General features: G+C 63.8%; 12 protein-coding genes. 7 read left to right on the plus strand and 5 right to left on the minus strand.

The genetic code is table 11. From position 1 onward, the window contains the following. Window positions 1–554 precede the first annotated feature (554 nt). Window positions 555–1,631 (minus strand): hypothetical protein, encoded by a 1,077-nt coding sequence (locus ALTAJ2_RS08895; RefSeq protein WP_049900141.1) that lies wholly within the window; start codon window positions 1,629–1,631, stop codon window positions 555–557. Between the two features lie 2 nt (window positions 1,632–1,633). Next, on the minus strand, window positions 1,634–3,175 hold the full coding sequence (gene glpK, locus ALTAJ2_RS08900; RefSeq protein WP_007108953.1) for a glycerol kinase GlpK: 1,542 nt from the start codon (window positions 3,173–3,175) through the stop codon (window positions 1,634–1,636). A gap of 302 nt (window positions 3,176–3,477) precedes the next feature. Here glpK and glpA point away from each other — a divergent pair, with 302 nt between their 5' ends. The 5 genes from glpA to ALTAJ2_RS08925 all read left to right on the plus strand — a co-directional run bounded on the left by glpA (window position 3,478) and on the right by ALTAJ2_RS08925 (window position 11,233). Continuing rightward, on the plus strand, window positions 3,478–5,187 hold the full coding sequence (glpA, locus tag ALTAJ2_RS08905) for an anaerobic glycerol-3-phosphate dehydrogenase subunit GlpA (protein WP_007108952.1): 1,710 nt from the start codon (window positions 3,478–3,480) through the stop codon (window positions 5,185–5,187). Continuing rightward, window positions 5,188–6,492, plus strand: coding sequence for a glycerol-3-phosphate dehydrogenase subunit GlpB (gene glpB, locus ALTAJ2_RS08910; RefSeq protein WP_007108951.1), 1,305 nt, complete (start codon window positions 5,188–5,190; stop codon window positions 6,490–6,492). It abuts the gene before it with no gap. Between the two features lie 79 nt (window positions 6,493–6,571). Further along, window positions 6,572–7,903, plus strand: coding sequence for an anaerobic glycerol-3-phosphate dehydrogenase subunit C (locus tag ALTAJ2_RS08915; RefSeq protein WP_007108950.1), 1,332 nt, complete (start codon window positions 6,572–6,574; stop codon window positions 7,901–7,903). Beyond that, window positions 7,903–9,069 (plus strand): Cdc6/Cdc18 family protein, encoded by a 1,167-nt coding sequence (locus tag ALTAJ2_RS08920; protein WP_007108949.1) that lies wholly within the window; start codon window positions 7,903–7,905, stop codon window positions 9,067–9,069. Before ALTAJ2_RS08915 ends, ALTAJ2_RS08920 begins: the two co-directional genes overlap by 1 nt. Before the next feature lie 88 nt (window positions 9,070–9,157). Beyond that, window positions 9,158–11,233: a hypothetical protein gene (locus ALTAJ2_RS08925; protein ID WP_007108948.1), complete on the plus strand. Its 2,076-nt coding sequence runs from the start codon at window positions 9,158–9,160 to the stop codon at window positions 11,231–11,233. 74 nt (window positions 11,234–11,307) lie between these two features. Here ALTAJ2_RS08925 and ALTAJ2_RS20275 read toward each other — a convergent pair whose 3' ends face one another. Both ALTAJ2_RS20275 and ALTAJ2_RS08930 read right to left on the minus strand, forming a co-directional pair. Beyond that, window positions 11,308–11,442, minus strand: coding sequence for a DUF7503 family protein (locus ALTAJ2_RS20275; protein WP_007108947.1), 135 nt, complete (start codon window positions 11,440–11,442; stop codon window positions 11,308–11,310). Between the two features lie 706 nt (window positions 11,443–12,148). After that, a complete protein-coding gene (locus ALTAJ2_RS08930; RefSeq protein WP_007108946.1) occupies window positions 12,149–15,061 on the minus strand; it encodes an oligosaccharyl transferase, archaeosortase A system-associated in 2,913 nt (970 codons plus the stop codon). Window positions 15,062–15,227: 166 nt separating this feature from the next. Here ALTAJ2_RS08930 and aglG point away from each other — a divergent pair, with 166 nt between their 5' ends. After that, complete coding sequence (gene aglG, locus ALTAJ2_RS08935) at window positions 15,228–16,187, plus strand: glucosyl-dolichyl phosphate glucuronosyltransferase (RefSeq protein WP_049900272.1); 960 nt, start codon at window positions 15,228–15,230, stop codon at window positions 16,185–16,187. Window positions 16,188–16,199: 12 nt separating this feature from the next. Here the strand turns inward: aglG and ALTAJ2_RS08940 are convergent, their stop codons facing one another. Then, window positions 16,200–17,366: a glycosyltransferase gene (locus tag ALTAJ2_RS08940; RefSeq protein WP_007108944.1), complete on the minus strand. Its 1,167-nt coding sequence runs from the start codon at window positions 17,364–17,366 to the stop codon at window positions 16,200–16,202. A gap of 460 nt (window positions 17,367–17,826) precedes the next feature. On the opposite strand from ALTAJ2_RS08940, the gene ALTAJ2_RS08945 reads away from it, so the two are divergent. Continuing rightward, window positions 17,827–19,233 carry an oligosaccharide flippase family protein gene (locus ALTAJ2_RS08945; RefSeq protein ID WP_007108943.1) on the plus strand — a complete coding sequence of 469 codons (1,407 nt, stop codon included), beginning with the start codon at window positions 17,827–17,829 and terminating at the stop codon, window positions 19,231–19,233. Window positions 19,234–19,302: the final 69 nt, after the last annotated feature.

Consider the following 19,302-nt stretch of genomic DNA (forward strand, 5'->3'; position numbering starts at 1 on the left):
GGAGAGCCGACTGACTCGTGTCTCACTTCGGACCGTTGCAGGGTTCACACGGCTTTCGTATTGATACCGTTGCAGAAGTCGGTTACGCGTCCACCGGCGTCGCATCGATCTGCGTCGTCTCCGGTATCCCCTCTGGAGCGCGGTGTGTCGACCAGAGAACTGCGGGCGGGGGTGTACAGAGCGCTGTGATTTCGTGGCGTTGTCCCCTCGGCGACACAGCTATCCATCTGCGATGACGATCTCGTCGGAATTCGCGTCTGCTTCGAGTCGTCGAATCGCCTCGTTGACTTCCTCCTGGGTCGCTTCATCCATCGACTATCCCCGTACTTACCGCAGTAGGCGCGAACTCGGTAAAGGGGTCTCAGCGTATTCAGGGTGAGAAAATACCGCCCCGGTGAGCACGACCGCTATCGGGACACCTGAACCGATCGAGACACTGATCACACAGCCGTCGGCCGATCAGGCGTGTCGTAGCTTGCGGCAGCTACGAATGTCCCAGTTACAGCGGTTGCGAAGCGAAACCCCACGGCGTTAGCCGTGGGACGAAACCGACATCACAGGCTGAGATAGCCCGCGTTGGGCAACAGTCCGGCCAGGTAGAGGAGACCGAGTACGAACATGAACGCCGCAATGGCCATCGCCGGCGGGTCAACGTGCGTCCCGGAGTGGGAATAGAACACGCGCTGACTCAGCTCGCCGATGAGACCGCTGATCGCGCCGAACGCACCGGCGACGAGCAGGGCGGCCGGCTCGCTGCCGATGGCCGGCATCGCGATCATCGCACCCACAGTGCCCAGCAGCGTGATGTGGTGGGTGACCGGAATCTTCTCGACGCCGAGGTTGAGGAACAGCAGGCTCATCGCGGAAATCGCGTAGCCCAGGAAGATGCTCCCGGTCTTGAGCCAGATGAAGCCGCCGAGGAGACCGCCGACGAGACCGATCGCGGTCACGCCGGACCACTTGTACTGGTGTGGCAGCCAGGGCTCGGTCGCCAACCGATCGGTCTCGGTGCCGCCGTCGGCCGCCACGCGCGGTTCCTCGCGCTCGAACGGCGACATGTCGAGGATGCTCGAGCCGCCGACCTTGCCGACGATCGGGTAGCCGAACACGATGCGGGCGAGGAACGCCGTCGCGACGACCGAGAGCGCGATGTTGTCCGTCGGGAATCCCAGGCCGCCCATAACCTGGGTGACGAGCATTCCGACGACGCCGAAGATCGCACCGACCGCGAGGATATCGGGTTTGGTCCCGAACGCGTACAGGATGTCCTTCCCGAAGTGGTAGTCCCAGTCGTCGGGCTCCATCTCGGGATACTTCCGGCCGGCGTAGGCCGTCGCGGCGACGCCGCCGGCGAAGGCGATGTGCGGACCGGTGACCGCGCCGAAACCGATCGTCCCGGTCACACCGGTGGCGATATCCCCTGCTCCGGCGACATCGAGGCTACTCCCGATCTCTCGCTGAAGAATGGCGATCCCTTCGCCGAGGAAGACCACGAACCCCGTGAAGACGAACGAGGGCAGCGCGCCGAGGGCCGCGCCGAACGCGCCGCCGGCGAGGGCGGCGATGAACAGCACGGCGAACTTCTCGAACTCCATGCCGATGACGGGAACCTGCAGTAGCACCTCTATCATGGTTACTCCTCCCCGTCCCGCGCCCAGTCACGCGATCGTTCGACGGCGTCCGACCACCGATCGTATCGTTGGTCCGCGACCGCCCGATCCATCTTCGGTTCGAACTCCGCGTCGACCTGCCAGTTGCTCCGTAACTCGTCGGGATCGCTCCAATACCCGACGGCGAGACCGGCCGCGTACGCGGAGCCGAGCGCCGTCGTCTCATCGACGACCGGGCGGACGATCTCCGAGCCGATGATATCGGACTGCAGCTGACAGAGGAAGTTGTTCTTGACCGCGCCGCCGTCGACCTTCAGCGAGGTCATCTCGATGCCCGAGTCGGCTTCCATGGCCTCCGCCACGTCCCGGGTCTGGTAGGCGATCGACTCGAGGGTCGCACGAACGACGTGTTCCTTCCGCGTGCCGCGGGTCATCCCGACGATGGTGCCGCGTGCGCGCTGATCCCAGTGGGGTGCGCCCAGCCCAGTGAAGGCGGGGACGACGTAGACGCCGTCCGTCGAGTCGACGCTGCGGGCGAGCTCCGCCGTCTGGGCGGGATTATCGATCAGGGACATGTCCTCGAGCCACTCGATCGCCGCGCCGGTGATGAAGATCGACCCCTCGAGTGCGTACTGGACGTCCTCCCCCGAGCGCTGGAAGCCGATCGTCGTCAGCAGGCCGTGGTCGGATTCGACGGCCTCGTCGCCGGTGTTCATCAGGAAGAACGAGCCGGTGCCGTAGGTGTTCTTCGCGTCGCCGGCGTCGAAACAGGTCTGGCCGAACAGGGCCGCCTGTTGGTCGCCGAGCGCGCCCGCGACCGGGACCTCGGCTTCGAGGAACCCGTCCGGATCGGTCGAGCCGTAGGTCGCGTCGTCGCTCGAGGGGCGCACCTCGGGGAGCATCGCTTCGGGAATATCGAACTCCGCGAGCAGGTCGTCGTCCCACTCGAGATCGTGGATGTTGTACAGCATCGTCCGCGAGGCGTTCGTGACTTCGGTGATGTGCTCACCGGTGAGGTTGTAGATCAGCCACGTGTCGATGGTCCCGAAGAGGACCTCGCCTTTCTCCGCGCGGTCGCGAATGTCCTCCGGCCGGGAGCGCTCGAGTTTGATCGGGTCGGCGTTATCGAGCAGCCACTCGGCTTTCGTCGCCGAGAAGTAGGCGTCGGCCTCGAGCCCGGTTTTCTCGCGGATGGTCTCGACGAAGCCGTCCTCCTCGAGCTGTTCGACGCGGTCGGTCGTTCGACGGTCCTGCCAGACGATGGCGTTGTGGACCGGCCGACCGGAGTCGGCATCCCACAGCAACGTCGTCTCCCGCTGGTTGGTCACGCCGATGGCCTCGAGCTGGTCGGGGCTGACGCCCGCCTGTCCGAGCGCCCGTCGAATGACGTCTTTGGTGTTCTCCCAGATTTCGGTCGGGTCGTGCTCGACCCAGCCGGGTTCCGGATAGATCTGTTCGTGTTTTTCGTACGCGTTCGCGACGACTTGCCCCTCGTGATCGAACACGATGAAGCGTGTGCCGGTCGTTCCCTGGTCAACCGCACCGACATAGGTATTATTTGTCATAGGTGGTCACCCATGCTCCCACGGGCCGATTTACTGGTGGAAGCGTGCTACTGGTAAACAACTCCTACGATCATTATAAATGTTTTCAAATTCATAAGTTACGTTTCATGAGGGAAGTGACGGCCGTCTTTCAGACTATTTGAAATGGCTGTTTTCGGCGGGTTGGCGACATCGGCCGCAGTGCCGTCGGGCGTTCGAGCCCCCGGTCGAGACGCGGGCTGTTCGAAACCATCAATTGTTATGGCCGTTATCGGATCGCCGATAAAATAAAGATGGAGGTGTCCGTAGAGGGTAGTGACAGAATGCCACGGGATACCGGGGTCCTCGTTCTCGGCGGCGGCTCGACCGGCTGTGGCATCGCCCGCGATCTGGCGATGCGCGGCCTCGAAGTCACGCTCGTCGAGCGGGGGAACCTCACGGACGGAACGACCGGTCGAATGCACGGCCTGCTGCACAGCGGCGGGCGGTACGCCGTCTCCGACCAGGCCAGCGCGACGGAGTGTATCGAGGAAAACGAGATCCTTCGGGAAATCGCCGGCCACTGCGTCGAGGAAACCGGCGGGCTGTTCGTCCAGCGACCCGAGGACTCGGACGAGTACTTTCAGGAGAAACTCGAGGGCTGCCGGGAATGTGGAATTCCCGCCCGCGTGCTTTCGGGCACGGAAGCCCGCGAGGTCGAACCGTACCTCGCGGAGGACGTAGCGCGCGCGATCGAGGTCCCCGACGGCGCGGTCGACCCGTTCCGGCTCTGTGTCGCGAACGCCATCGACGCCGAGAACCACGGCGCGCGGGTCGAGACCCACGCCGAGGTGGTCGACCTCTTGCGCGACGGCGACGACATCTACGGCGTCGAGGTGCGCCACGAGTCCGGTCCCGGCAAGCGCACGCACGCCGCGCCCGGCACCACCGAGGAGATCACCGCGGACTACGTGGTCAACGCGACCGGCGCGTGGGCCGGACAGATCGGCGCGATGGCCGACCTCGAGATCGAGGTTCGCCCGTCGAAGGGCGTCATGACGATCATGAACGTCCGGCAGGTCGACACCGTCATTAACCGCTGCCGGCCGAAGGGCGACGCCGACATCATCGTCCCCCACGAGACGACCGCGATCCTCGGGACGACCGACGAGGAGGTCCCCGACCCCGACGACTACCCCGAGGAGCAGTGGGAGGTCGACCAGATGATCGACACGCTCTCGGAACTGGTGCCGATCCTCGAGGAGGCCCGCACCATCCGCTCGTTCTGGGGCGTCCGCCCGCTCTACGAGCCGCCGGGAACCGGCACGCAGGACCCGACCGACATCACGCGGGACTTCTTCCTGCTCGATCACGCCGACCGCGACGGCGTGGCGGGGATGTCCAGCATCGTCGGCGGCAAGTTCACCACCTACCGGGCGATGGCCGAGGAGATCGCCGACCACGTCTGTGACAAACTCGGGGTGACCGCCTCGTGTTCGACCGCGGACGAGCCCCTGCCGGGCAGCGAGAACATCGAGACGCTCGAGGCGGGGATGGACGACTTCGGGCTGCGCTCCCCGGTGGCCCGCCGGAGCATGCAACGGTTGGGGAGCCGGGCGAGCGAGGTGCTCGAGACGGACGAACCGAACCCGGTGATCTGCCAATGTGAGGGCGTGACCCGCGCGGAGATTCGGGACGCGATTTCGCAGTCGGGATCGGACCTGAACGCGGTTCGCATCCGGACGCGGGCCTCGATGGGCAACTGCCAGGGCGGGTTCTGCTGCCAGAACATGGCGAACGAACTCCATCCGACGTACGACGAGGAGACGGTTCGCGAGGCGCTCGACGAACTCTTTCAGGAGCGCTGGAAGGGCGAGCGTCACGCGCTGTGGGGCGAACAGCTCTCGCAAGCGATGCTCAACTACGCGCTCCACGCGACGACGATGAACCGCGATCGCGATCCCGCGAGCGCGACGGGAGACGTCGACTTCGCGGCGTTCGACGGCGGCCGGGCGGCGAGCGATCGGGTCGACGGAACCCGGGGGGCCGACTGAATGGCGATCGAGGACGACGTCCTCGTCGTCGGCGGCGGACTCGCCGGAACGACTGCCGCACTCGCCGCCGCGGAGCGGGACGTGCAGGTACGACTCGTCTCGTACAGACAGAGCACGCTTCGTAACGCCAGCGGCCTGATCGACATCCTGGGCTACACGCCGGCCGGTGACGGCCCGCTCGTGGACCCGTTCGAGGCACTCGACGACCTCCCCGCGGGTCACCCCTACGAACGCGTCGGCAGCGAGGCGGTCCGCGAGGCCCTCGCGTTCTTCGACGGGATCGTAGGCGACGCCTACGCCGGCGCGCACACGGACGCGAACGCGCTCGTCCCGACCCACGGCGGCACCGTCAAGCCGACCGCGCGGTATCCGACCTCGACGGCGGCCGGCCTGGCGAGCGACGACCGCGACGCCCTGCTCGTCGGCTTCGAGACGCTACCCGACTTCGAGGCCCCGCTCGCGGCGTCGCATCTCGAGGCGGCCGGCGCGCCCTTTACCGCCCGTGGCGTCACGGTTCGGTTTCCCGGTATCGGCCGGGACGACGCAAAGGTCACGCGGTATGCACACCTCCTCGATCACGACGAACCCGTCGAGACACCGGCCGGCGAGACCACCGCTCGCGAGGCGCTCGCCGAGACCGTCCGAACGCATCTCGAGGGGGAATCCCGCGTCGGCTTCCCCGCCGTGCTCGGTGACGACCGCGCCGACGCGGTCAGGGCCGACCTCGGCGACCGGCTTGGCGTCGACGTCTTCGAGGTCCCGATGGGACCGCCGAGCCTGCCCGGCATCCGCCTCGAAGACCTGCTCTACGAGGCGCTCGAGGCGGCGGGTGTCCGGGTAACGACCGGCGTGCCGGTCGTCGACTACGAGACCGACGGCGAGGGAGCGGACGCGACCGACCCCGAACGGATCGACCGCGTCGTCGTCGATCGCAACGGGGCTGAGGTCCCCCATCGTGCGACCCAGTACGTCCTCGCGACGGGGGGACTGGTCGGGAAGGGGGTCCAGTCGGAGCGCGACGGAGTGTTCGAGCCGCTCTTCGACTGTCACGTCCCGCAGCCGGCGGACCGTTACGACTGGTTCGTCGACGACGTCTTCGGCGACCAGCCCTACGCGCGGTTCGGCCTGCCGGTCGACCGCGACCTCAGGCCGCTCGACGCCGCCGACGACCCGGAGTTTTCGAACCTGCGCGCGGCGGGTGCGGTGCTGGGCGGGTACGACTTCGCGGCCGAGAAATCCGGCAGCGGCGTCTCGCTCGCGACGGGCTACGTCGCCGGCCGACGCGCTGCGGAGGGGTGTCGATGACGGCCGACCGACCCCGCTCGCGGAGTGGCATCGACCACCGAACGACCGAGACGAGCGACGGATCGACCTACGTGATCCCATGAGTGACGCAGAACAACCGACCGACGACGGCGTACCGGGCGACGACGAGTTCGAACCGATTCAGGTCTTCCCTGAAGCCGAGGAGATGGATCTCCGGCCGGGCGCGGACAACTGCTACAAGTGTTCGACATGCGACACCAACTGTCCAGTCGCCGAGGTCGACGACGAGTTCCCCGGCCCGAAGTTCCAGGGGCCCGAGCAGTGGCGACTCAAACGCCAGGACGACCAGGACATCGACGACTCCGTGATGAAGTGCTCGAACTGCATGCGCTGTGACAGCGCCTGTCCTTCCGATGTCCCCCTGTCGCAGATGCACAACACCGCTCGCGGGGAGTACGTCGAGGAACAGATGAACACGTTCTCGCGGGAGTACGTCCGCAACCGGATCCTCGCGAACTACCGCCGGCTCGCCCCGCTGGGTTCGATGTTCCCGCGGACGACGAACTTCGTGATGGGACTGTCGGCGACTCAGTGGCTCGGCGAGAAACTCCTCGGCATTACCGGTGAGCGGGAATTCCCCGAGTTTGCGACCGAAACGTTCCGCGAGTGGTGGACGAAGCGAGGCGGCGCAAAAGTCGATAATCCCGACAAGCGAATCGCGTACTTCCACGGCTGCTATTCGAACTACAACACGCCCGAGGTAGCCAAGGCGCTGGTCCGCGTCTACGAACACTTCGGCTACGAGATCATGGTGCCCGACCAGCACTGCTCGGGGACGCCGATGTTCGCCAACGGGATGCTCGAGGACGCGCGCCGGTCGGCCGAGACGAACGTGCGGGAACTCGCCGCGGCGCTCGAGGACGGCGCGGATATCGTAGCCTCCTGTAGCTCCTGTTCGATGTCGCTGCGCCAGGAGTACCCCGAACTGTTCGACTTCGAGGGGACCGAGGCGGTCGCCGAAAACACCTGGGACGCCGTCGAGTATCTCCGGGTTCACGAGGACCTCGAAGGCGAACTCGAGGGAACCTCGGTCGACGAGTTCGACGACTTCGCCTACCACGCGCCGTGTCACGCCCGCAATCAGGGACTCGACGGCCAGACGACGGAAGTGTTGGCCCCCATCGACGGCGTCGCGGCCCACGACGTCGGCGACTCCTGTTCGGGTATTTCCGGCACGTATGGCTGGAAGGCGGAGAATTACGAAACCTCCATGAAAATCGGGGAGGAAATGTTCGATCACATGGAGGAGTCGGAGGCGAATACGGGACTCACGGAGTGTCCGACCTGTTCGATGCAGATGGAACACGGAACCGGCTACGAGATCTCACACACCCTCGAAGTGCTCGAGGCGGCGCTCGTCGGGGACCGGACGGAGGCGGCCGCACAGTAATGGACTTACAGGAGCGCATCGCTCGTCGGCGATCGGCGCGACGGGGCTCGCGCGTCGTCGTCGACCGCGAACAGCTCAGCCCGGTCGTCCACCGACCGGAGCCAGTCGGTCGCGGCCCCGTCCTGGAGCAACTCCTCGACGCGCTCGAGTCGGTCTTCGACGGCGAACTCCCGCCGCCGGTCGCGGTAGTCGGGCCGTCGGGAGCGGGCACCTCCGCGATCGTGACGGCGCTGTTCGACGCGTTGAACCAGCAGTTCGGCGGCTCGGACCGAACCATCGCCACGACGACGCGGGGCGGGAGCACCGAGCCGGTCACGTGGTTCGTCACCGTCGACGGCCGCCACGTCGAGAGTCCGTTCGCGTTCTACCGGGCCGTCCTATCGGGAATCTCGAGCGAGCGGGTCCCCGAGAGCGGCGTCGGGACCGACGACTTGCGCGAACGCCTGTCCGACAGGCTCGCCCGCACCGATCGTCGCGCAATCGTTGCGATCGACCACCACGACGAACCGGAGACGCTCGGCGCTGAGCGCGTCCACGAACTGCTGACACCGGTCGAGGACTGTACCGCTACCGTCGCGGTCGGACAACGAGCGCCCGACGACCATCGAGGCCCCACGGTCACCGTTCCCGCCTACCGCGACCACGAACTCGTCGACATCGTAACCGATCGTGCCTCGACGGGGCTGGCCGCCGGCGTGCTCGATCACGACGCCGTTCGGGAACTCGCCGGCTGGGCCGACGGGAACGCACACGACGCGCTCGCGGCCCTGTTCGGGGCGGCCGTCCTCGCGAGCGAGGCCGACGCGGACCGGATCGAACCGGCTCACCTCGAGCGAGCGTGGGCCGACGTGCCCGACGACGGCGTCCACGTGAGCCGAGCGCTCGCGCTTTCGAAGACCCGCCAGCGGGTACTGATAGAGCTGGTCGATATCGGGCCGGGCGAGCGGTCGATCCGCGAGATCGCGACCGCGATCGCGGAGCGGTCGTCGCTGACCACCGGGACGGTCAAGCGGTTCCTCTACGAACTCGCCGACCGCGGCGTCATCGAACGGCTCCCGCTCTCGACGGCCGACAACGGTAGCGGTCGCCGGCCGAGCACGGTCGCGGTCCGGTTTCCGACGATCGCGTTCCGAGCCTTGAGCCCGATCGGGCGGGAATCGCCGTGATCGAACCCCGTCAGCGAGCGCGAGGCGGAGTCTCGGCGGATGGGCAATCTATTTTGTTGGTCCCCGATAACGGTAGTGGTAACCGGGTATGACGATCGAGTTCACTGAGACGGCAGACGAGACCGGGCTCGAGGTATACGACTCGATCGAACAACGCCGCCTTCACATCGGGACGCCATCGCCCGTCTCGCCGGCCGTACTCGAACCCGATCGGTTCCGTTTCCCGATCGACAAGAAGTGCGCTATCGAGACGGACGCGCTCGTCTTCGACCAATCGTACTCCGTCACCGTTCACAACAGCACCGGGCAAACCGAAACGAGCCTCGACGCCGGAGAGACGGTTCGACTCGAGGAACGGACCCAGTTCGTCGGGCTGAGCGGCCCGATCAGACTGTACTGCCGGATCGATGCCGCCGGCACGATCGATATCGGGCTCACGTCGATCCGGATCACGTTCGACGAGGCGACCGACGTCGAAGTCGGTGCCCGGTCGCCGCACGACCGACCGGCAGCGACGATCACGACGCCGCCGGATATCGAATCGATGATGGAGGCCGTGTCGGCGCTGCCGTCCGCTTTGAAGACGACATCTCCCGAGCGGACGTGGCCGACGCTGCGTGGCCATCCGCCGCTGATCGAACTCGGGGATCGACTTCGGATTCCGGACACCGTCGACCGACCGGACGACGACATGATCCTCACGGTGCCGCCGGAACGCAGTGCCCTCTATCAGGCGGCCCCGCTGGGATTCTTCCTCGGGGCAACGATTCGACCGGGCCGAGAGCCGACCCTCGAGACGCCGCGGTTCGAACACCCGCTGACGGCCGAGCACTCGTTCGAAGACGCAGTCGCCAGACTGCTGAAACGGTTCTTCTTCCTCGACTGCCTGACGCGAACGGAAGGGTTCTACCGGTACGAACTCCACGAACGGCAACTGCTCGAGGACGAACTGCCGTACGATCTCGCGGAGATGTACGCGGCGGACCTCTCGGAGCGACTCGACCGGTATCTCGACATTCCATACGACCAACTGGCGTCGCACATGCCGCGCTGGCCGCTGACCGCACACGTCCCGGCGGAGCCGGACACCATCGAACTGTTACCGTTCATCGTCAACGAACTCGGCGTCGTTCGCGACGTGGGTGGAAAACCGCCCAAAACGGTTCCCGATTCCGGCAACGCGGCGGGACTCGTCCGGTCCGTGAGTCGGACCCGCGACTCGTCACGGACGCCGCAACCCGACCGGTCGTTCGTCGTCCCCGACATCACGGACGAATCGGTCGAGCACGCCTGGTTCGGCGACGACATTCCGCAGCAGGCCTCGAAGGCGACGCTCGAGGCGTACCGCAATCAGCTCGCACGCGACGCCAGAAACGAGTCGACCGAAATCCTGCTCGTCTGTAACGATGCGCGGATGCTCGGCGAACACGATGCGCTCGGTAACGTCTACGGGAACCGAGAGGCCCTGCCGTTCGAGATTCACTCGGAATTCGGCGTCGATACGGACCGCCTCGCCGACCTGCTTACCGATGGCAGCTACGACTTCTTCCATTACATCGGTCACGCGACCGAGGACGGACTTCGCTGCCCCGACGGCGAACTCGACGTCCGATCCCTCGAGTCGGTCGATCTCGGCGTCTTCTTCCTGAACGCCTGTCGATCGTACGAACAGGGGCTCGCGCTCACCCGTCGGGGTGCCTTCGGCGGCGTCAGTACGTACGCGGACATCGTCAACGACCGGGCCGTCGAGGCCGGAGAGACCATGGCTCGGTTGCTCAACCGGGGGTTCCCGCTCCGGGCCGCGCTCGAAATCGCGCGGACGCACTCGTCGCTCGGGAAGCAGTACTTGATCGTCGGGGACGGGTCGGCGGATATCGCACAGTCCGACGGCGGTGCACCCATGATCGTGGACCTCGAACGCGACGGGGACGAACCGTTCGACTTTGCCGTCCAATCGTATTCGACCAAGGAGTTCAAACTGGGAACGGCGACGGAATCGACGCTTCCGACGGTCGCGGACCGTCACTTGAGTCCCGGCCGAACGTCGTTCTCGCGGGCTGACAAGGACGACGTTCGGGAGTATCTCATCTGGAACGAGGTTCCGATTCGTGTCGACAGCGAACTACTGTGGAACGACGGCATCGGGTCACCGATCTTCGAGTAACCGGTCGCGAGAGAACAGGAACGGGTCGTACCGTGTCGTTCGGCAAACGCTTTTTCGCGAAACGAATCGGTCGATTACGGCCCGATCTGGGACGAACTTCCTGCGACCACCGTTCCGGCCTGGCTGAGCAGGACGAACATGGTGAACAGCGCGCCGATCATTCGTGGATTCTGTGCGAGATAGTCCTTCATGCTGTCTTTCGCGGACATTGCAATCCAACAGTTGTGGCCGTTGGAAATAAATTTATCTAATACTTACATATATGAATTATAACGCCAGAAGTGAGATCCGATACAGGACGGAGGCTCCGATCACATACCAGCTTTCGAGTACGGGAATGGCTTACGGGACCGAAGTCACAGTCTCGCGGCGAGCGAGTCGCCGTCAGTACCATCGCCGGTCTCGAAATCACCCACGGCCCCAGCCTTCGATCTCGACCACGCCGCCGCGAGTCGGCACCGCTCTTCGAACACGCAACTCTCTGTAGTACCATCGAAGCGGGTGTGATTGCCACCGAAACGATTTCACACCGCTCACGACGCAGTCGTGCTATGGATACGATGACCCCCGACGGCCACTCTCGTCCCGCTCGGGAACTCGTCGGACGGCGTGTCGGCGCAGTGTCGGACGACGGCATCGATCACTATCGGACCCAACACCCCGATCCGTCTCACAGTCGAGACGCAAGGACGGCGTTCGATTCGTGACCCGTCGATGTCCCCCACCCATCTCGGTCGGTGTCGCCACTCGGCCGAGCGGCGACTCGAGAATACACGAAAACGTTACTTCCGCACTGCGGAGACGCTGCCGATCGACTCGACGAACACTCCGACGAACGACGTTGACTCGCCCGAGACCGAGCGAACCTTCATGAAAGCCCGCTTGCGTCTCCCGCCGACCGCCGTTCGCGACGGCTTAGTGGGCCGGCTCGACCGCAACCGCGGAGATCGATTCGGCCGATCCGTTCTCGGCCGATCCGTCGTCCGCCGCTCCGGCGTCGCTCGAGTCCGCAGTCCCGTCGTCGGCGGTTTCGTCGCCGGCCGTTTCGTTGCTCTCGTTGCCGTCGGGCTGTTCCGCGGTCTCGACTTCCTCGAGACTGACGTCGACCGTGTCGCCGTTGACGACGGCGGTTTCGGAGACGGTCGTCTCGCCGTTGTACCGCGTCATGCCGTCGTCGCCCGATACCACCGCGCCGACGGTGTAGTTGCCGGTTGCCTCGACGCTGCTGTTGGTGTAGCCGTCGTCGACGCCGAGTGCGTCGTCGGTCGCGTACGGAACGGTCAGCTCGAAGCTCCCGTCCGCAGCGGGGTCGGCCTGCTGCGTGTACGTGAACGTTCGGCCGGTGTCGGTCTCAAGTTCGACTCCGGCTCTGACCGTCGCGTTCTCGGGATCGATTCCGTTCGCGCCGTCGATGCTCCCGGTGATGGTGGCACCCTCGACGCGCTCGAAGGTCTTCACCGACGAGACGACGTGGGCGTCCCACATCGGGGTTCCGAGGCCCTGATACACCTGATCGTTACTGCGGGCTGCGGCGAGTTGCGTCTGGAGCGATTGGGTCTGATTACTCCAGCCGGAGCCCCTGAGCGAGACCGAGTTCCGGGGCAACAGACCGCCGCGTCCTCGCATCCCGCCGACGACGGAATACTCGTCGCTCTCGTGAACGAGTCGGTACTGTTCCATCCCCGCGGCGTCTTGGAGGTACAGCGACGCCATCGTCGTGTTATCGTAGTTGTCGTTTACGGTCGGTGCCGCTACCGTTTCGTTCCCGACCTGGAACTGTTGGTTCTCGACGTACGAGCCGTAATCGGGGCCGGACCACCGTGTGATCGCTCCGAACTTCCCGCCGGCCATCTCGTCGTCGATCATGACGTATCGGATCTCCTCGTCGGTCTCGTTCCCTTCGACGATCGCCTCGAGCTCCGCGGACGACTTATCCGCGACGGAGCCGCCGGCGGCGATCCCGTCGAGGATCAGTTCCGCTCGCTCCTCGGACTGGGCGGTTAGATACGCCGACGACGACCGCGCGTTCTGCTGGAACGGGTTCGAGTGGGGAATCCGTTCGGCCTGGGTCGTCACCAGGTGGCCGTAGTCCCACCATGACATGACCCCGTACGAGCCTTCGGGATAGTCGTAATCGCCGTCCTCGGGGGTGTACGTGCCGTAGTAATCGAGCTGACTAGCGTTATCGGCACCGCCGTAGTTGCCGACCGCAGGCGTGTTCTCCTGTAGCCACTCGTTCGATCCCTCCCACTTCATCGAACTCGACTGCGGCCCGGTCTGTTCCGCCTGCCCCCAGGCCGTCGCGGTTGCCAACGGCGGCAACAACGGGGCAAACAGGAGCAAAACGACCAGCGCGATGGCGATGACCTGATAGGGTTCGACCGATCGCAGCGACTCGAGACCGCCCGTCAGATCCAGACTGAAGAGTCGGATGAGTTCCGCGACGAACGCGGCGTTGACGATCGCGACCGCGAGCAGGAGGTAGTACGAGAAGCGGATCTGGGTCGCCGCCATGCTGATCAGGAACACCGACCAGACGACGACGAGCGTGTGTTCGGCGCGGAACTTGCGGCCCAGCAGGGGACGAAGCAGGAGGAACGCCAGCCCGGCAACCATCGTGACGAACGCGCTCCCGAACTCGGCGAAGGTGTGGGGCAGGAAGTTCGCCGGCGGGGACGCCTCCTGAATGGTGGTGTCGGTAGTCGCCTCGCCGAATGGAATCATCCGTCGCGTCGCGTTGCCGATGATCGTATCGAACAGGTCGGGGAGAGCGAGCCACATCACCAGGAACGTCGCGGCGATGAGCCCACCGACCGCGACGGGATAGTACCGTCGCTCGAGGTTCCGATCGTTCCACTGTCGGGCGAGCCAGGCCATGAAGACACAGCCGGCTGCCACGAGGACGGCGGTCAAGGGCTGGAGGAGACCGAAACTCGTCGAGCCGGTACTCCCCGGTGCTTCGATGAGCAGTGCGGTCAACACGGCAGTCACGCCGAGACTCACCGCACCGACGAAGGCGACGTGATCCGGCGAGATCCCACGCAGGTAATCGAGAGAGAGTTGGACGGTAAAGAACACCGCGAGGATCCCGATCAGTAGGACCGCAGACGGCCAGATCCAGATGTAGAGCGTGAGGGCGAGTCCCGCCAGCCCGCTGTAGATGGCGGGCGTTCGGAGTGCGTTCCAGTCCCGATCGGCGACGAGTTCGTAGATCGGTTTTTCGCGTTCGGCGACGGTGACCGCGACCATCATCGCGAGGATCGCGAGTCCCATAAACAGGACCTCGGCGACGTGGTGGTCGAGTTGCCCGACCGTCGACCGACTCAGGAACTGGCCCCGCGAAAGGGCAAGGACAAGCACCGAGACGATCCCACCGATCGTGCCGCCGAGCCGGCGCCCGGCGTAGAAGACCGGAATCGCGACGAGTGCGGCCATGACCGGGATCGAAAGCAGTGAGACCGTATACAGCGTTTCGGCCGACGGATCACCGAGTCCGACGATCATCGCCACGGTGACGATGAGTTGGTCGAACAGCGTCCCGAACTGGCCGACGTAGGTGCCGGTCGGGAACCCGGTCCAGACCTCGTAAGGCATCGTGTGCGGATAGTTCTCCGCCGTCCAGCTGATCGTCCGCCAGTGATACCACGAGTCGATACCCGCCAGCGCGGGCGTTCCGTCTTCGGTGACGAACCGGCCGTACGACTGGGTTCGCAACCAGACCATAAACAGCATCACGACCCCCAGAACGGGGAGGTGATACCAATCTCGGAACGACTCGAGGAGGGATGCTTCGGTCCCGTCCTCGACGCGTTCGGTGTCGGTACTCATTAGCTTGCACCAGACCCAACCCAAGAATAAGTCTTATTATATACACGCGGCCGTTGGAGGTCGGGTCTCGAACCGCCTCGATCGCGCGTCTCACCCCGGCGTGGCCGTCACGACGACCCCGTTCGAACGAAAAAGCTTATTCGCGACTCACCGAAATCCGACGGCAATGAAGGTTTCCGTCGTCGTCTGTACCTACGCGATGGACCGCTACGATGTTTTTTCCGCGTGCGTCGACAGCGTCCTCGCTCAAACCTATGAACCGCTCGAGATCGTCCTAGTCGTCGACGGGAACGAGGCGGTTTTCGAGCGGGTTCGGGAGGACTACGGTGGCCTCGATGACGTCGTCCTGCACTGTAACGACGAGAATCAAGGGATTTCCTACAGCCGAACGCGAGGCGCGAAGATCGCGACCGGGGACGTCGTCGCGTTCATCGACGACGACGCCGTCGCCGAGAACGACTGGGTGGCGGAGTTGGCTCGCGTTTACGAAGAGACCGACGCCATCGCGGTCGGCGGCCATGTCGCTCCCGACTGGGTGACCGACAAGCCCGACTTCTTCCCCGCGGAGTTCTACTGGCTCGTCGGCTGTGACGAGCGCGGGATGGGCGACCACATGGCGGAGTTGCGGAACACGTACGGTTCGAACATCTCGTTCCGGCGAGACGTGTTCCTGAACGTCGGCGGATACGACGAGAACACGGGCCGCAAGGGGGACCGTCACATTCAGGCCCACGAAGCGCCGGTCTGCATCAGAATGGCGAACGCGTACGGGAAAGGCGTGATCTACAACACCGATGCGGTCGTCCACCACAAACTGTTCGACTACCGCGGTGACTTCCGGTGGCTCGTGTTCCGCTCGTTCTGGCAGGGGTATTCGAAACGGATCATGGACCTGTTGTTACCAGAGGCGTCGGGAGACAAAAACGAATACCTGCAACAGCTTCTGCTCGAGTTCGTCCCGAGTCGGCTGTCGGATCTCGTCCGGCGCCCCTCGAGTGCGAAGGTCCAACAGCTCGTGACCATCTTCGTGTTCACTGCTGCGGTCGGCTTCGGCTACCTCTACGGGCTTGCCGAGGTAGATCGGGCGGAGCTGACTGCCGAACGCGAGGCCCCGAGCGGCGCGTAAGCCCACGGCGGATCAATCGCCGGCCTCGTACTCCTCGTACCACGGGGGCGTGATGTCGGCGCTCGAGACGGCCGCATCGACCGCCGCCCGCATCCCCTCGTGGAACGCGTTGACGGAGAACCGATCGGCGAAGGCGGCGATCTCCGACGGCGACCAGTCAACGCCCTCGGTTTCGAACCGTCGAACCGTCTCGACCAGCGGCGGACCGCCCTCGCCGGCCCGCGTGTGGGTGTAGCCGTTCTTTCCGTCGACGACTTGGAACTGCGTCATCCCCTCCTCGACGCCGAGCAGCGGCGTGCCGGCCGCCAGCGCCTCGACCGGGGCGATCCCGAAGTCCTCGTTGCGACCGTTGAACACGAAGGCCTTCGCACCCGCCAGCAGGCGTCGTTTCTCGACTTCGTCGACGTAACCCAGGAACTCGACGTTGTCGCCGGCCAGCCGCTCGAGGCGCTCGCGTTCCGGGCCGTCGCCGGCGACGAGCAATCGACTCTCGAGATCATTGAACGCCCTGACGATCCCGTCGATATCCTTGTGCCAGTCCAGCCGCGAGAGGGTCACATAGTACTCGCCGGTCTCCTCGTCGTTCGGGTCGTACTCGTGGGTGTCGACGGGTGGATAGACGACGCTGATCTTCTCGCTTGGTACGCCCCAGTAGCGCTCGACGCGGCGCTTGACGAGTTCGGAGTTGACGACGTAGCGGTCGGGCCGGTGGGTGTTATGATCGAACAGGACTCGGATCGCGTAATGAAGGAGCAATCGGAGCCGGGAGAACCGGGCAGATTTGACCTCGCTGATCTGGTCGGACTGTCTGCGGTTCGTGTGATGGATGTAGGCAACCCAAGTCTGTTCGGTCGGGGCGACGTAAAACAGCGGCTCGTTCCCGCTCGTGACGAGGACGTCGTACTCACGGAGCGGTTCGGCGAGTTGCCACCCTACGAGATGCGCAAGCTGTCGCGCCAGCCCGCCCCGCTCGAGGGCGCGGTTCAGTAACCGGCCCTGAATGAGCTGTTCGGCCCTGATATCAGCCGGCTCGATCGACTCGTCGCGCCAGCCGACGTAGAAGGGTGCGTCCTCGAAGACGCGAGCGAGTTCCCAGGCGAGGCGATCACCGCCACCGTTGGCGTGTTCACCCCAGTGGGCGATAGCAAGGTTCGAGCGAGGGTCGGGGTCGTTTGCCATTTCTCGTGGCTCCCTCCTCTAGGCGCATATTGTTCACGGATCGAACATCCATCACAGCGCACACTGACTTTCAGTGGCGCTATGGCACGGCACTGTCGATCCACACACCACGGAGGCATAGCGCCTCGCATTATCGTAGGATTTTGAGGATGAGAACGTTGATGGCTGGTTACCGATGGGAAGACACGACATCGAGAAACCTCGAGTCGGAGAATACTGGATCCTCTCGTAATACTTCCCTCTGATCAATCACGGCTGACGATGACGGGTACCGTTGGGATGATAAGCCGAGTTTTGATATACAATAGAACACCATTTTGTTAAATTCCGCCTCATATTGGAGATTTATAGGAAGCTGTTTCTCTCCTATTGTGGGAATCGGGGTATTGATACAGTAGGGGTAGAAATCGTATCAGTAGCTTAGAAGCGTGTGACCACTATGAGACACGGCCGTACTTCGATGATAGATTTCCTGTCGCGGCTGGCAATGTCGTTTTCAGGGTTCGTCGCTACTATTGTTCTCACTAGAACGCTCGGTCAAACACGATACGGCGCGTACGTGGTCGTCATTTCAGTACTGGCTTGGGTTACGATCGCGAGCAATCTCGGTCTCGAGCAAGCGATCAAGAAGCGAGTTAGCGAAACCACCGATGGGAACTATGTCGTCGCCGGAGCGATCATACAGATCGGGCTGTACGCGATCGTTGCTGTCTGTCTCTGGCTTGCCGGTCCATACCTGAACGCGTACATGGGGATTGACGCGACACTGATACTCATTGGACTCCTCGCAGCTCGCCTAATTGGGGACTTCGTTCAGACCATCCTCGACGGTCAGCATCTCGTCCACGTGTCCAGTCTTCTTTCGCCGATCGAGTTGACGAGTCGGAGCATTGTTCAGGTATCCCTCGTCATCGCCGGATTCGGTATCACTGGAGCGGTCGCTGGATACGCGATCGGTGCCGTCGTCGCTGCCCTTATCGGTTCGTATTTCGTTTCTTTTGATCCATCCCTGCCATCCCGCCAGGACTTCGCCCGCCTCAAGTCGTACGCCCAATTCTCGTGGCTCTCGTCAGTGAAAGGACGAACCTTCCTTTCGATGGATACGCTCGTCCTCGCGCTCTTCGTCTCGAACAGTCTGATTGCAGTTTATGAGATTGCTTGGAACCTCGCGTCACTGTTTGCAATTTTTGGCTCATCGATCAGCAGAACGCTCTTTCCGGAGATCAGTAAACTCTCCTCGGAGGAGGGTGTCAGCGGTGAAGTCGTCGAATTACTCCGCGTTGCACTCACCTACGCGGGGCTTTTCATCATTCCAGGTCTAGTTGGAGGCGCACTGGTCGGCGATATCGTTTTACAAATATACGGTCCAGGGTTCGATACGGGATACTACATTCTCCTCATGTTAACGTTTGCGCGCCTGCTGTATGGCTACCAAAGCCAATTTCTCACCACGCTCGACGCAATCGATCGGCCTGATCTCACGTTTCGAATCAACGCAGTGTTTGTGGCAGCCAACCTCGTACTGAACCTTGCCCTCACTTGGCGGTTCGGCTGGTACGGGGCGGCGGTTGCGACCACGCTCTCGGCTGCGCTCGGTCTAACGCTTAGCTACTATTACGCCTCGAGAGTCATCACCGTCGTCATTCCGTTCGATGAAATCAGCAAACAGGCCGTCGCTGCGGGCATCATGGCCGCGGTTGTCTATGCACTTCTGGCTCTCGTTGGCGACTCGCTGGCCCTTGTTTTGGTATTCGTCGGGGTCGGGGCTCTCGTCTACTTCTGTGCGTTGGTCGTGATTTCCCACGAGTTCCGGACGACGGTTGTGGACAATCTGCCACTCAGGGTGCCAACGTTGGTGGGGAGTTGACTACAGATAGTAATTTGGCGCTGTTCAGATTAGAGTTTGAAAAATAGAGACAGTAGAACCCGTGGCTCT

It is taken from the genome of Natrinema altunense (genome assembly GCF_000731985.1).
GTDB classification, from domain to species: domain Archaea; phylum Halobacteriota; class Halobacteria; order Halobacteriales; family Natrialbaceae; genus Natrinema; species Natrinema altunense.

Excerpts from the sequence above, each read along its gene's own strand:
- ALTAJ2_RS08895 (WP_049900141.1), bottom strand. The coding sequence starts at position 1,631 with ATGATAGAGGTGCTACTGCAGGTTCCCGTCATCGGCATGGAGTTCGAG.
- glpK (WP_007108953.1), bottom strand. The coding sequence starts at position 3,175 with ATGACAAATAATACCTATGTCGGTGCGGTTGACCAGGGAACGACCGGC.
- glpA (WP_007108952.1), top strand. The coding sequence starts at position 3,478 with ATGCCACGGGATACCGGGGTCCTCGTTCTCGGCGGCGGCTCGACCGGC.
- glpB (WP_007108951.1), top strand. The coding sequence starts at position 5,188 with ATGGCGATCGAGGACGACGTCCTCGTCGTCGGCGGCGGACTCGCCGGA.
- ALTAJ2_RS08915 (WP_007108950.1), top strand. The coding sequence starts at position 6,572 with ATGAGTGACGCAGAACAACCGACCGACGACGGCGTACCGGGCGACGAC.
- ALTAJ2_RS08920 (WP_007108949.1), top strand. The coding sequence starts at position 7,903 with ATGGACTTACAGGAGCGCATCGCTCGTCGGCGATCGGCGCGACGGGGC.
- ALTAJ2_RS08925 (WP_007108948.1), top strand. The coding sequence starts at position 9,158 with ATGACGATCGAGTTCACTGAGACGGCAGACGAGACCGGGCTCGAGGTA.
- ALTAJ2_RS20275 (WP_007108947.1), bottom strand. The coding sequence starts at position 11,442 with ATGTCCGCGAAAGACAGCATGAAGGACTATCTCGCACAGAATCCACGA.
- ALTAJ2_RS08930 (WP_007108946.1), bottom strand. The coding sequence starts at position 15,061 with ATGAGTACCGACACCGAACGCGTCGAGGACGGGACCGAAGCATCCCTC.
- aglG (WP_049900272.1), top strand. The coding sequence starts at position 15,228 with ATGAAGGTTTCCGTCGTCGTCTGTACCTACGCGATGGACCGCTACGAT.
- ALTAJ2_RS08940 (WP_007108944.1), bottom strand. The coding sequence starts at position 17,366 with ATGGCAAACGACCCCGACCCTCGCTCGAACCTTGCTATCGCCCACTGG.
- ALTAJ2_RS08945 (WP_007108943.1), top strand. The coding sequence starts at position 17,827 with ATGATAGATTTCCTGTCGCGGCTGGCAATGTCGTTTTCAGGGTTCGTC.